The 14,679-nt window shown below is 33.1% G+C and carries 13 protein-coding genes; all 13 read right to left on the bottom strand.

The window, feature by feature from the left end; translation table 11 throughout:
- The 13 genes from argH to ilvN all read right to left on the bottom strand — a co-directional run bounded on the left by argH (position 1) and on the right by ilvN (position 14,678).
- Positions 1 to 1,275: an argininosuccinate lyase gene (gene argH / locus ACVC3Y_RS09220; RefSeq protein ID WP_452226704.1), complete on the bottom strand. Its 1,275-nt coding sequence runs from the start codon at positions 1,273 to 1,275 to the stop codon at positions 1 to 3.
- A 120-nt stretch (positions 1,276 to 1,395) separates the two neighbouring features.
- The gene (locus ACVC3Y_RS09215) at positions 1,396 to 2,457 is read right to left on the bottom strand and encodes a M20 family metallo-hydrolase (RefSeq protein ID WP_303422225.1); all 1,062 of its coding nucleotides are present in this window, start codon (positions 2,455 to 2,457) and stop codon (positions 1,396 to 1,398) included.
- Positions 2,454 to 3,230: an acetylglutamate kinase gene (argB, locus tag ACVC3Y_RS09210; protein WP_452226703.1), complete on the bottom strand. Its 777-nt coding sequence runs from the start codon at positions 3,228 to 3,230 to the stop codon at positions 2,454 to 2,456. Before argB ends, ACVC3Y_RS09215 begins: the two co-directional genes overlap by 4 nt.
- Position 3,231: 1 nt before the next feature.
- Positions 3,232 to 4,167, bottom strand: coding sequence for an acetylornithine carbamoyltransferase (locus ACVC3Y_RS09205; protein WP_452226702.1), 936 nt, complete (start codon positions 4,165 to 4,167; stop codon positions 3,232 to 3,234).
- A gap of 31 nt (positions 4,168 to 4,198) precedes the next feature.
- A complete protein-coding gene (locus ACVC3Y_RS09200; RefSeq protein ID WP_452226701.1) occupies positions 4,199 to 5,326 on the bottom strand; it encodes an aspartate aminotransferase family protein in 1,128 nt (375 codons plus the stop codon).
- Positions 5,327 to 5,365: 39 nt separating this feature from the next.
- Positions 5,366 to 6,166 carry a pyrroline-5-carboxylate reductase gene (proC, locus tag ACVC3Y_RS09195; protein ID WP_303422234.1) on the bottom strand — a complete coding sequence of 267 codons (801 nt, stop codon included), beginning with the start codon at positions 6,164 to 6,166 and terminating at the stop codon, positions 5,366 to 5,368.
- 244 nt (positions 6,167 to 6,410) lie between these two features.
- Entirely contained in the window at positions 6,411 to 7,394 is a 984-nt protein-coding gene (gene argC / locus ACVC3Y_RS09190) for an N-acetyl-gamma-glutamyl-phosphate reductase (protein WP_303422236.1), read from the bottom strand.
- 52 nt (positions 7,395 to 7,446) lie between these two features.
- Positions 7,447 to 8,628 (bottom strand): argininosuccinate synthase, encoded by a 1,182-nt coding sequence (locus ACVC3Y_RS09185; RefSeq protein WP_452226700.1) that lies wholly within the window; start codon positions 8,626 to 8,628, stop codon positions 7,447 to 7,449.
- On the bottom strand, positions 8,621 to 9,250 hold the full coding sequence (locus ACVC3Y_RS09180; protein WP_452226699.1) for a GNAT family N-acetyltransferase: 630 nt from the start codon (positions 9,248 to 9,250) through the stop codon (positions 8,621 to 8,623). The genes ACVC3Y_RS09185 and ACVC3Y_RS09180 overlap by 8 nt, the downstream gene beginning before the upstream one ends.
- Before the next feature lie 434 nt (positions 9,251 to 9,684).
- Positions 9,685 to 11,262, bottom strand: a complete 1,578-nt coding sequence (locus tag ACVC3Y_RS09175; RefSeq protein ID WP_452226698.1) for an NADP-dependent glyceraldehyde-3-phosphate dehydrogenase — start codon at positions 11,260 to 11,262, stop codon at positions 9,685 to 9,687.
- Between the two features lie 13 nt (positions 11,263 to 11,275).
- Complete coding sequence (ilvA, locus tag ACVC3Y_RS09170; RefSeq protein ID WP_303422247.1) at positions 11,276 to 12,541, bottom strand: threonine ammonia-lyase IlvA; 1,266 nt, start codon at positions 12,539 to 12,541, stop codon at positions 11,276 to 11,278.
- Positions 12,542 to 12,626: 85 nt separating this feature from the next.
- Positions 12,627 to 14,129, bottom strand: coding sequence for a ketol-acid reductoisomerase (gene ilvC, locus ACVC3Y_RS09165; RefSeq protein ID WP_303422249.1), 1,503 nt, complete (start codon positions 14,127 to 14,129; stop codon positions 12,627 to 12,629).
- A gap of 18 nt (positions 14,130 to 14,147) precedes the next feature.
- Positions 14,148 to 14,678, bottom strand: a complete 531-nt coding sequence (gene ilvN, locus ACVC3Y_RS09160; protein ID WP_303422251.1) for an acetolactate synthase small subunit — start codon at positions 14,676 to 14,678, stop codon at positions 14,148 to 14,150.
- Position 14,679 lies beyond the last annotated feature (1 nt).

Raw genomic sequence — 14,679 nt, 5'->3', positions numbered from 1 at the left:
TTACTCCGGAAATTTTTGCTTAATCCAATCCAAACACAAATTACCAATACTACCAACATGGGAATGTTTTTTAGACATGTCGGGTTTGTAAGTTCCACTCTCCACTTCTCCTCCAATTTTTTGATATGCTTCTCTAAACGGCATACCTTCCACTACTAAAGTATTAATATTATCTACTGTAAAAAGGTATTGATATTTTGCATCATTTAAATCGATATTTTTCACAATAACTTGTTGAATTGCGTAATTAAAAATATCTAATAAGTCTTTTACATCTTCTATTGCAGCAATTATATTTTCTTTTAACAGCTGAAAATCTCTATGATAACCGCTTGGCAAATTATTAGTAATTAAAACCATTTCGGTATGTAATGCTTGTATTTTATTTGCTTTTCCTCTAATCAATTCAAACACATCCGGATTCTTTTTATGCGGCATGATACTACTTCCTGTAGTTAATTCATCTGGAAATGCAATAAAGCCAAAATTCTGACTATTATACACGCAAATATCCATTGCAAAACGCGCTAAAGTATTACACACACTTCCTAAAGCCAAAGCAATAGTACGCTCGCTTTTCCCTCTGCTCATTTGTGCGGCAACAACATTGTATTTTAAAGTCGAGAAATTTAACTCTTTAGTTGTTAATTGCCTATCTATAGGAAAAGAACTTCCGTAACCAGCTGCAGAACCTAATGGGTTTTGGTCTACCGTTTTTAATGCTGCATTTAGCAAATATACATCGTCAATTAGCACTTCTGCATAAGCAGAAAACCACAAACCAAATGAGGAGGGCATTGCAACTTGTAAATGTGTATAACCAGGAAGCAGCGCTTCTTTATGTGTTTCTGCTAAATTTAAAAGTGTTTCAAAAAACGTTTTTGTTTTAGTGTTTATTTCTTTTAAACTCTCCTTATAATACAATTGTAATGCAACTAAAACCTGATCGTTTCTAGAACGTGCTGTGTGGATTTTTTTTCCGACTTTACCTAAAGTTTTAGTCAACTCATATTCAATTTTAGAATGCACATCTTCAAAAGAATCCTCAATAACGAATGTTCCGTTTTCAATAGTTTCAGCAATAGCTTGTAATCCACATTTTAGTTGTTCTAATTCTTCCGTAGAAATAATACCAATCGACTCTAACATAATCGCATGAGCTAACGAAGCTTGCACATCGTACTTTGCAATATACAGGTCAATTTCTCTATCGTTTCCAACGGTAAATTGTTCTATTTTTTTATCGATACTAATTCCTTTATCCCAGAGTTTCATTTTAATAAATTTTAATTCTTAAAATTTAGAATCAAGATCCAAGACCGCTTCGCTGTTAGAAAAAAAACAGTTTACTCTTACGTCTGAGTATTTGTCTTGGTTCTTGATTCTTCTTATTTTTTATAATACTTTTTCTAATAATTCAATATAAATTTTAATCCCATCTTCAATTTCATTAATATGAATAAACTCATTTGCAGAATGTGATCTCGTACTATCTCCTGGTCCTAGTTTTAAAGATGGACAACGCAACACTGCTTGATCGGATAAGGTTGGAGAACCATAGGTACTTCTACCAATTTCTATTCCTGCAATTACTAGAGGGTGATCGATTGGAATAGAAGACGAATTTAATTTTATACTTCTTGGAAGAATACTATCACAAGGCGCTTCTTTTTGCAAAACAGCAACAATATCTTGGTTAGAATATTTATCGTTTACACGCACATCTACTACCAATTTAACATCTGCAGGCACTGCATTGTGTTGTTTACCTGCATTAATTTGTGTGACTGTCATTTTTACTTCGCCTAAAGCTTCAGAAGTTTTATCGAACTTATAATTTTTAAACCATTCTAAAACCGAAATGGTATTATAAATAGCGTTGTCATCATTAGGATGTGCTGCATGACTTGGCGTTCCTTTTACTATTGCATCAAAAACAACTAAGCCTTTTTCGGCAACAGCCAAATGCATCAAAGTTGGTTCTCCAACAATAGCAACATCTACTTTTGGAATTACATCTAACATACTATTTAAACCATCTGGACCACTGCTTTCTTCTTCCGCGGAAGCGACAATAACCAAATTAAAACGCAGATTTTCTCTGTTATAAAAATATGCAAAAGTGGCTAATAAACTTACCAAACAACCACCTGCATCATTACTACCTAAACCATACAGTTTACCATCTTCTACAATAGCTTTAAATGGGTCTTTAGTATAACCATTATTAGGTTTCACCGTATCGTGATGCGAATTTAATAATAAGGTTGGCTTGCCATCTTGAAAATGTTTATTGGTTGCCCAAACGTTATTTTTTGTTCGTTTAAAAGGAATATTTTGATTTTTAAACCATTGCTCGATATGTTGTGCAGTTTGATCTTCTTCCGAAGAAAACGACTGCGTTTCAATAAGTGTTTTTAACAGCTGTATTGCTCTTGTTGTTAGATTTTCTATCATTTTGTAATGGTTGTATGTTTATTCTTTGCATTAAAAAGCATGTCTGATTTGCCAATACAAACTTTTTGAACGTGATGATGTATAGCATGAAAACAGTTGTTTAATTTAGGAAGCATACCTTCAAAAATCACTTTATTTTCCACCAATGTTTTATAAGTAGCAGTGTTGATGTTTTCTATTACAGAATCATCGTCTTCTACATGTTCTAAAACACCATTTTTTTCGAAACAATAATATAATTCTGTCTTAAATACTGTAGACAAACCAATAGCTAATTCGGAAGCAATCGTATCTGCATTTGTATTTAATAATTGTCCGTTTTCATCGTGCGTTATAGCACAAAACACAGGAGTAATAGCATTATTTAAAAGTAACACCAAGGTTTCTGTATTCACCTCTTTTACATCTCCAACAAAACCATAATCAATATTTTTCACTAGTCGTTTATTAGAAACAATCGTATTTCCATCTGCACCAGAAAAACCAATCGCGTTACAATTATTTGCTTGTAACTGCGCTACTACATTCTTGTTTATCTTTCCAGCATACACCATTGTAATAATATCTAAAGTACCAGCATCTGTAACACGTCTTCCATCAATCATATTAACCTCAACTTTCATTTTTTGTGCTAGTCTAGTTGCTAATTTTCCGCCACCATGAACTAATATTTTTGGCCCAGTGATCCTTGCAAATGCATTTAAAAATTCTTGTAAAGCATCATCGTTATCGATAATATTTCCGCCAATTTTTATGATTTTTAGTGTTTTCATTTTAAAGATTTTCTAATATTTGCTTCAAGACAATTTGCGCTGAAAACGTTCTGTTATTTGCTTGCTGAATCACCACCGAATTTTCACCATCTAAGACAGCATCTTCTACAACCAAATTTCGTCTAACAGGTAAGCAATGCATAAATTTTGCCTTGCCTAACTTGGCTTTGGTCATCATCCAATTTTCATCTTGATTTAATACTTTTCCGTAGTCTTTATAATTACTCCAGTTTTTTACATACACAAAATCGGCATCTTTTAAAGCCTCTTCTTGATTGTAGTGTATGCTAGTATTTTTGGTAATTGCTTCATTTAGCTCATAGCCTTCGGGATGCGTAATACTTAAGTCGACATCCATATTTTGCATCATTTCTACAAACGAATTTGCAACAGCCTGTGGCAATGCTTTAGGATGCGGAGCCCAAGACAAAACCACTTTAGGTTTCGCTTTTTCTGCTAATTCACTTATAGTAATTGCATCTGCTAATGCTTGTAAAGGATGCGCAGTTGCGCTTTCCATATTTACAATAGGAACACTTGCGTATTTGATAAAACTACTCATAATCCTTTCAGATTCATCTAATTTTTTATCTGTTAAACTTGGAAAAGCCCTTACTGCAATCACATCTGCATATTGTGATATTACTTGTGCAGCTTCCTTTATGTGTTCTGAAGTATTTGCATTCATAATTGTACCATCTTCAAACTCTAAATTCCAAGCGTCATTTACGTTAAGAATCATGACATTCATCCCTAAGTTTTTCGCTGCTTTTTCTGTACTTAGTCTCGTTCTTAAACTAGCATTAAAAAAAAGCATCACAAGGGTTTTATTCTTTCCTAAATCTTGAAACTCGTATGGATTCATTTTTAGTAAAATGGCTTCCTTTATGATTTCTTGAAGATTTGAAACATCCGTTATGTTGGTGTATTTTTTCATATTCATTCCCCATAAAAATGGGAATTTTTAATTAATCTAATTCTTTTTTTAAAGCTTCAAAAAACAAATCCACATGTGTTTTTTTAATGGTTAAAGGAGGAAGAATTCGTAATAAATTAGGATTCTTGGCACTTCCTGTAAATATTTTTTGATTAAAAATTAGCTTTTTGCGAAGCTCTGCTATTGGAAAATCGAATTCCAATCCTAACATTAAACCTCGACCTTTTATCTTTTTTATTTCTGAAATTTCTTTTGTTTTTTCGACAAAGTAAGCTGAAATTTCTTTTACATTTTGCATTAAGTTTTCCTCTTCAATCACTTCTAAAACTACTGAAGAAGCAACACATGCTAGATGGTTTCCTCCAAAAGTGGTTCCTAATAAACCAAAGGTCGCTTTTATATTTGGATGGATTAAAATGCCACCAATTGGAAATCCATTTCCCATACCTTTAGCAACAGAAATAATATCTGGTGTCACCTTATATTTTTGAAAGGCAAAAAAATCGCCAGTTCTTCCAAAACCAGATTGCACCTCATCTGCAATAAAGCAAGTGTTGTATTTTTTACATAGTGCATTTACACCTTCGTAAAATGCTGCTGTACTTTCATCTAATCCACCAACACCTTGAATACACTCTATAATTACTGCACAAACATCATTTTTAGCCAGCGCTTTTTCCAAAGCTTCTAAATCTCCTAAGGCTAAAATCTCAACTTCTTGTTGTGCATTAATTGGCGCAATTATTTTAGCATTATCTGTTGCAGCAACTGCTGCAGAAGTTCGACCATGAAAACCATTTTTAAAGGCAACTACTTTTTTCTTTTCGTTATGAAAGGAAGCTAATTTTAAAGCATTCTCGTTTGCTTCCGCTCCAGAATTACACAAAAACAACTGATAATCTTTACAACCAGAAAGTACTTCTAATTTATTTGCTAATGTTACTTGTAACGGATTCTGAATGGAGTTACTATAAAATCCTAATTTAGATACCTGTTCCGAAATTGCAGCTACATATTTTGGGTGAGAATGACCAATAGAAATCACTGCGTGACCTCCATAAAAATCTAAATATTTAGTATTGTTTTTATCAAAAACAAAGACATCTTTCGCTTTTACAGGCGTGATATCGAACAATGGATATACGTTAAATAAACTCATGCTTTTTTTATTTATCTAATGGAGTATACTCCATTGCAATTATATTTGCTCTTTTTTAATATTGTTAATTTTGTTGAACGACGCCACCATACCTTGAATTAAAGAGGAACTCAAACCTTTGTGTTCCATTTCGTTTAAACCTTCAATCGTACAACCTTTTGGCGTGGTAACCCTGTCGATTTCTTCTTCAGGATGATTCCCATTTGTAATCAATAAATTAGCAGCTCCTTCACTAGTATACATTGCTAATTCTTGTGCTTCTTTCGCATCAAAGCCTAACTGAATTGCGGCTTGCGTAGTAGCACGAATTAATCGCATCCAAAAAGCAATTCCACTTGCACAAACCACTGTTGCTGCTTGCATCTGACCTTCTGGAATACTTAACGAATGCCCCAATCGGTTAAAAATAGCTTCAGCAATTTTAATGCGTTTTGCACCTTGCTCGTTACTACACAAACAGGTCATCGATTTACCAACCGCAATTGCTGTATTTGGCATGGCACGAATAATAAATTTATCTGCACCAACTACTTCTTCAATCTTAGGAATTAGAAACCCAGTAATGGTAGAAATTAGCACATGCTTTTCTGTTAAAAATGGTTTCACATCTTTTAAAATCCCTTCAAAATGCGCAGGTTGCACAGCAAAAATAATGATGTCCGATTGCTTTACAGCTTCGGTATTATTTGTCGTTAAATACACATTTTTATAACCGTCAAACTCCTGAATTCCTTCTAAATCCCGTTTGGTTAAGTATAAACTGGTAATTGCATTATTAGTTATCAATCCTTTTGCTATAGATTTCCCTAAATTTCCTGTCCCTATGATTGCTATTTTCATTTGTTCGATTTTATTGTTATTTAAAAGTCAAATGTGTTCGCATTAAAAATGCTTGGTTCATATTGCTTTATTTTTTTTGGCATTACCACAAGGGTCGCGCTTTCCGTTATATCTTTTTATTTGACGACTTCTCGACTGTGCTCGAAGTGACAAATAAAAAAGGATGCCACTTCAACTGCGAAGCAATCACGATTTCTTCCAAAATAATAATGGATGAGTAATCGCTAACGCTGCAGCAGAACTACTAAAAGTAGGTTGCTTTCAATTGCAAACCTTCTGTTTCTTCAAAACCATACATTAAATTCATATTTTGAACAGCTTGTCCCGAAGCTCCTTTTAGTAAATTATCAATAATACTTGTCACTAATAATTTATCTTCATGTTTATGCAAGTGAAGAATGCATTTATTTGTATTCACTACTTGCTTTAAATGAATCTCATCTTCTGAAATCACTGTATATGCTGCATCTTTATAAAACGCAGCATATAACTGTTTTGCTTCTTCTATGCTTCCATTAAACTTGGTATAAAGTGTCGCAAAAATTCCTCTAGAAAAATCGCCACGATTTGGCATAAAATTAATTTCTGCATTAAAACTGTTTTGCAACAATTTTACCGACTGGTTAATCTCTCCTAAATGTTGGTGAGTAAAAGCTTTATAATGAGAAAAATTATTATCTCGCCAAGTAAAATGCGTTGTCGCAGACAAAGATGTCCCTGCTCCTGTTGCACCTGTTACCGCATTAATATGCACATCATTTTGCAACACTTCTGCTTTTGCTAAAGGCAATAATGCTAGCTGAATGGCAGTTGCAAAACATCCAGGATTAGCAATATATTTTGCTTTTGTAATTGCTCTCTTATTTAATTCTGGCAAACCATAAATAAAATCTTTCCCTTCAAAATCCTTATCTGCAAGCAATCTAAAGTCATTACTTAAATCAATGATTTTAGTATTCTCTGAAAAGGTGTTTTTTTCTAAAAAGGCTTTTGAATTTCCGTGACCTAAACACAAGAATAACACATCAATTTCAGCATTGATTTTATTGGTGAACTCTAAATTAGTACTACCAATTAAATCTTGATGTACTTTATATAATTTATTTCCGGCATTAGATGTACTGTAAATAAAATTTATGTTTGCTTTAGGATGCTGCAATAGCAATCTAATTAATTCACCTGCTGTGTAACCTGCACCTCCAATAATTCCTACGCTTATATTTTTCATATAAAATTTTCTTTTCAGACCAACAAGGGTTTTAAAACCTTGCAAGGCTTATTTAGTGATTTACTTGCTGATAGATTTTATTCTGATTACCCACTATTTTAATAAACCCTTTAGCTTCATCTGCTGTCCATCCTTTATTTTCTTCTCCATAACTTCCAAATTTAGCATGCATTAAATCGTGCTTAGAGGAAATACCATCTAAACTAAAATGATATGGCTTCAGTGTTACAAAAACATCTCCTGTAACATTAATCTGACTGCTTTGTAAAAAGGCTTCCATGTCTCGCATTACAGGATCTAAATATTGTCCTTCGTGCAGATGCATTCCGTAGAAATTAGACATATAATCTTTATGTTGTAATTGCCATTTCGTTAAGGTGTGTTTTTCTAATAAATGGTGTGCTTTTATGGTTATTAAAGCTGCAGCAGCTTCAAAACCAACACGTCCTTTTATTCCAACAATAGTATCTCCAACGTGAATATCTCTACCTATTGCATACGCCGAGGCAAGATTATTTAATACTTCAATATTAACTTCTGGATTGTTCTGTATTCCGTTTACTGCGACCAATTCTCCTTTTAAAAAAGTTAAGGTTACTTTTTCATCTTCTGCATGTTTTAATTGTGAAGGATATGCAGCGTCTGGTAATGGTTTTTCTGACGTTAATGTTTCTGCTCCACCAACACTTGTTCCCCAAAGCCCTTTATTTACAGAGTATTTTGCTTTTCCCCAAGACATATCGATTCCGTTTTCTTTTAAGTAATCAATCTCTTGCTGCCTAGTCAAGCTTCCGTCTCTAATTGGTGTAACAATCTGAATATGTGGCGCTAATGTTTGAAAAATCATATCAAAACGCACTTGGTCGTTTCCTGCTCCTGTACTTCCATGAGCAATATACTCTGCATCAATACTTTTAGCATATTCTACAATTTCTATAGCTTGAATAATACGTTCTGCACTAACAGATAAAGGATATGTATTATTTTTCAATACATTACCAAAAATTAAATACTTAATCACTTTATCATAATACGAGGAAATTGCGTCTATGTTTTTATAGGTAGACACCCCCATTTTATAGGCATTATCCTCAATGGTTTTTATTTCTTCGGTAGAAAAACCTCCAGTATTTACACTAACTGCATGTACATCGTATCCAGCTTTACTTAAACTTACTGCGCAATAGGATGTATCTAATCCACCACTATATGCTATGACTAATTTTTTACTCATCTTTCTTTTCTTTTTTTAGGAACATGGATTGCTTAATGTTTTTCAATCTGGTCCATACTTTTTTATCATGATTATTTGCCTCAGGTTTTATTGCTTCTTTTTTAGAAGGATCATACAACATACCTGTACATAAGCACATTTTCTGTTCGGTTCTTGTTAAGACATCAAAATTTTTGCAGGTTTGACAGCCGTTCCAAAAAGATTGATCATCGGTTAATTCTGAAAACGTAACTGGCTTGTAACCCAAATCGCTATTCATTTTCATAACAGCTAAACCTGTAGTAATACTAAACACTTTAGCATCTGGAAACTTAGTTCTAGAATGTTCAAAAATTATTTTTTTTATTTTTTTTGCTAATCCTAAATTCCTAAAATCAGGATGAACAATTAAACCAGAATTAGCAACAAACTTACCATGCCCCCATTGTTCGATATAACAAAAACCTGCGAACTTATTATCTTCTAAAGCAATGACCGCATTTCCATTTTCCATTTTGGTAATGATGTATTCTGGTTTTCGTTTAGCAATACCTGTTCCTCTAACCTGAGCAGCTTGGGCAATAGTTTCGCAAATAACATCTGCGTATATACTATGTGATTTGTTAGCAATGACAATTTCCATTGTAATTGATTTATTAAATTAAAATGTAATGATTTTGTTTTCTTGAAAGCAGAACTGGACTCACCTTAGTTCTATAAATAGAAGTACACCCTAAGGGCGACGACGTAAAAAAGGACGCACTAAAATGTTATTATTATTTCTAATAAATGTATGTAAAGTGTAAAATATTTGTGAATTGTTCATTGTAAAAAAATAAAAAACGTATTAACTAATTAGCTTGAAGTTTGAGCATTAGCGACGTCGTCTGCTCATTGGCAAACTCATGGGTCTTTCGATCTGATTTTTATTTTCTTGAAATAACATACTGTAAAATTATAAATTAAATTAATACAAACTAACAAAACCTGTATTTAGTTTATAAAATTATGAGATTAGTAATTTTTAAGCCTCCTAATTAAATAAACCTTATTATTATGCTTTTTATCTCAAAAAAATTACAAAATATAATCTGTACTCACAAAGTTTGAAGCCTTAGAGTCTAACAATTCTTTCAAAATAGCATTATTATATGCATTGTCTTTTGAAGCAACAAAAGTTCTAATTGAAAAAGAACGTAAAGCATCATGTACACTTAGTGTAGCTACAGCAGAATCTTTTCGACCTGTAAACGGATAGACATCTGGTCCTCTTTGACAAGAGCTGTTTAAATTTACACGACAAACTAAGTTTACTAAAGTATCTATTAAAGGAGCTAACGTTTTTACATCTTGACCAAAGAGACTTACTTGTTGTCCATAATTTGAAGCAGCCATATCATCTAAAGGCTCTTCAATATCATTAAAAGGGACAACTGGTATTACAGGACCAAATTGTTCTTCTTGAAAAACACGCATCTCTTTATTTACCGGATATAACACAGCAGGAAAAATATAATTCGCTGTAGTTTCTCCTCCTTTTTCATTAATAATCTTTGCTCCTTTAGCAGTAGCATCATCTAATAACTCTTGAATATATGCTGGTTTGTCCGGTTCTGGCAATGGAGTTAATTTTGCTCCATCTTCCCAAGGGTTTGCAAACTTAAGTGCGTCTACTTTTTCTGAAAAGCGCTTATTAAACTCATTAACGATATCTTCATGTACATAAAGTACTTTTAATGCAGTACATCGTTGTCCATTAAAGGAAGTTGTTCCTGCAATACATTCATTTATTGCTAAATCTAAATCGGCATCTTTTAAAACTATCCCAGGATTTTTAGCCTCTAAACCTAAAACCAAACGCAATCTGTTGCTCTTAGGGTGTTGACTTTGTAATGCATTTGCAGATTTACTATTTCCAATTAATGCTAACACATCTACTTTACCAGACTGCATAATTGGTGCAGCTACTGTTCTACCTCTTCCATAGATAATATTCACAACACCTTTTGGAAAACTTGTTTGAAATGCTTCTAACAATGGAGAGATTAATAAAACACCATGCTTTGCAGGTTTAAAAACTGCTGTATTCCCCATTATTAAAGCAGGAATTAAAAGCGCAAATGTTTCATTTAAAGGATAATTATAAGGTCCTAAACATAAAACAACACCTAAAGGTCCACGACGAATATGTGCATTTACACCCGCATTTTTTTCAAATTTAGCACTATCGCGATCCATTTGTTTATAATCCTCAATAGTATCGTAGATATACTCAACTGTTCTATCAAATTCTTTTTCAGAATCAGGTAAGTTTTTCCCAATTTCCCACATTAATAGTTTTACAATTTCTTCACGCTTGGTTTTCATTTGAGTAACAAATTTTTCCATGCATGCAATTCGATCTACAACCTTCATAGTTGGCCATAAACCTTGCCCTTTATTATATGCTAAACATGCTGCATCTAGGGCTTCTAAAGCTTCTTTTTTGCCTAAAGTTGGTATGCTTCCTAATAATGTCGGTTTATATTCTTTAGTAGAAGAAATTGTTGAAAAAACCTGCGAGGTTTCTCCAGCCCATGATTTCAATTCACCACTAACTAAATAAGTATCTTGGTTTAAAATCTCGTTTATTTGATACGCTTTAGGTATGCTCATAATATTTATATATTTAAACTAAAAATTGGAATAAATCTGGTTTATCGTTTAGGTAATCTCCATAAAAATTATGAAGTTTCATTTTGGTAATTAATGGCTCCAAGTCTGCAGGAGATTTAAGTTCTAAACCAACCACAGCAACATCATTTTCGCGATTTACTTTTTTGGTGTATTCAAAATGTGTGATATCATCTGTTGGACCTAAAATATCGACTACAAATTCACGTAAAGCCCCAGCACGTTGTGGAAACTTAATAATAAAATAGTGTTTCAGTTTTGCATGCAATAAAGCACGTTCTTTAATTTCTGGAGTACGTGTAATATCGTTATTGCTTCCACTAACTACACAGACAACGTTTTTACCTTTAATTATTTCTTTATATTGATCTAAAGCAGCAATACTTAAAGCGCCAGCTGGCTCTACAACTACTGCGTCTTTATTATATAATTCTAAAATGGTTTGACAAACCTTTCCTTCGGGAACCGTTATCATATCACTTAAATTTTGCTGACAAATAGCAAAATTTAAATCACCAACACGCTTTACTGCTGCTCCATCAACAAAATTTTCAATTTGTTTTAAAGTAGTGTTTTTTTTGTTAGCTAAGGAAGTTTTCATAGAAGGGGCTCCTTCTGGTTCTACACCAATAATTTTAGTTTCTGGAGATAAAAGTTTAAAAACAGACGATAATCCTGAAGACAAACCTCCTCCTCCTACTGGAACAAAAACATAATGAATGGGATGCTGTGCTTGATCGATAATTTCTAAACCAACAGTTGCCTGTCCTTCAATAACTTTTTCATCATTAAAAGGGTGAATAAATGTTTTATTTAATTTTTCACATTGCAACATTGCTGCATCATATGCATCGTCGAAAGTATCCCCAACTAAAACAACATCTATATAATCTTCACCAAACATTTTAACCTGTTCGACCTTTTGGTTGGGTGTAGGCGAAGGCATGAAAATGGTTCCTTTTATTTTTAACAACCTACAAGATAAGGCAACACCTTGCGCATGATTACCTGCGCTAGCACATACAATACCGTTTTCAATTTGTGTCGCACTTAGAGAAGAGATCTTATTGTATGCTCCTCTAATTTTATACGAACGCACTTGTTGTAAATCTTCGCGTTTAAATAAAATATTTGCTTCAAACTGCTTAGAGTATTGCATATTAGCAATTAAAGGAGTTACAGATGCAACTCCTTTTAATTTTTCAGCAGCAGCTTCAACCGCTTCTAATGTTGGCTTGTATATTGTCTTGGTTTCTTCCATAATTCCTGCGAAAGCAGGAATCTCACCCTACTATTCTCATTATTTCCTTTTGTGTATAGATTCCTGCCTGCGCAGGAATTAAAAGTTAAGCCAAAACGGAATCTTCCGTTTTTACATCTGATTTTATAATTTTCATTGCAGTCATTGCTGCTCTTAAACGTTTTCCAACTGTTTCTATTGGATGGTTTCTAATAGCATCATTAACAGCTATTAATTCTATATTATCGACTCCGTTTGCATTAGAATACGCTTTTCCAATAATATCTATTTTCACGGTTTTCATGAAATCGGTTAATAATGGTTTACATGCATGATCAAACAAATAACAACCATATTCTGCTGTATCAGAAATCACTCTATTCATTTCAAACAATTTCTTTCTAGCAATTGTATTTGCAATTAATGGTAATTCGTGAAGCGACTCGTAGTAAGCAGAATCTTCAATAATTCCTGCACTTACCATAGTTTCATAAGCTAATTCGACACCAGATTTAACAAATGCAACCAATAAGGTTCCATGATCAAAATACTCTTGTTCTGAAATATGATCTGTAGTTAGCGTTGTTTTTTCAAACGCTGTTTCTCCTGTTGCAGCTCTCCAAGTTAAAAGGTTTACATCGTCATTAGCCCAATCTTCCATCATGGTTTTTGAGAAGTGACCAGAGATAATATCATCCATATGTTTTTCAAATAATGGACGCATGATATCTTTTAATTCTTCAGATAATTGGTATGCTTTTATTTTTGCAGGATTAGATAAACGATCCATCATATTTGTAATACCACCATGTTTTAAAGCTTCGGTAATAGTTTCCCAGCCAAACTGGATTAATTTTCCTGCATAACCAGGCTCAATTCCTTCTTCGACCATCTTATCAAAAGATAAAATTGCTCCTGTTTGTAACAAACCACAAAGAATGGTTTGTTCTCCCATTAAATCACTTTTTACCTCAGCGACAAATGAAGACTGCAAAACACCAGCTCTATCTCCTCCAGTAGCAACTGCGTATGCTTTTGCTTGTGCCCAACCTTTATTTTCTGGATCGTTTTCTGGGTGCACAGCTATTAAAGTTGGCACACCAAATCCGCGTTTATATTCTTCTCTTACTTCTGTCCCAGGACATTTAGGAGCAACCATAATTACGGTTAAATCTTCGCGAACTTGCGTTCCTTCTTCTACAATATTAAATCCGTGTGAATAGCTTAATGTTGCACCTTTTTTCATTAAAGGCATTACTGCTTTCACAACATTTGTATGTTGTTTATCTGGTGTTAAATTTAACACTAAATCTGCTGTTGGAATTAATTCCTGATATGTACCAACCGTAAAATTGTTTGAAGTTGCATTCTTGTAAGATTCTCTTTTTTCATCGATAGCTACTTGACGTAATGTATACGAAATATCTAATCCAGAATCTCGCATATTTAATCCTTGATTTAATCCTTGCGCACCACAACCAACAATAACGATTTTCTTTCCTTTTAATGCATCTACACCATCTTCAAACTCTGAAGCATCCATGAATCTACATTTTCCTAATTGTTCTAATTGGTTTCTTAATGATAATGTGTTGAAATAATTTGACATTGTCTTTTATTTTAATTGTTATGCTTGAAAAGCTTCTAGCATTGTTGATATTTTCATTTCTTCTTTAGATACTGCAATACGACCTGAGCGCGTAAATTGCATAATCCCAAAAGCACTTAATTCTCTGTATAATAATTCTATTTCTTCTTTACGACCAGATTTTTCAATCACAAAAAAGTCTCTATTCACGGTTACAATTCTTGCATTGCTTTCTTTTATTATATTTTGAATTTCACGTTCATCAAATAACAAACCAGATTTCATTTTAAAAATGCAAGATTCTTGATAAATAATTTCTTCTTCTGTATGATAAAAAGCTTTAATGACCTCTACTTGTTTTTCTATTTGACCTATAATTTTCTTCATATTATCTTCGGTCATATTTACTACTATAGTAAACCTGGAAACACTTTCAATTTCTGAAGGAGAAGTATTTAAACTCTCTATATTTATATGTCTTCTTTGAAAAATTGCTGAAATTCTATTCAACAATCCTATGTTATTTTCCGTATAAACGGAAACTGTAAATAGTTGTTTATCTGTACTCATA

This window comes from Lacinutrix cladophorae (assembly GCF_053604645.1).
The sequence above is the reverse complement of the archived record's forward strand: the minus strand, read 5'-3'. Positions and strand labels throughout refer to the sequence as shown.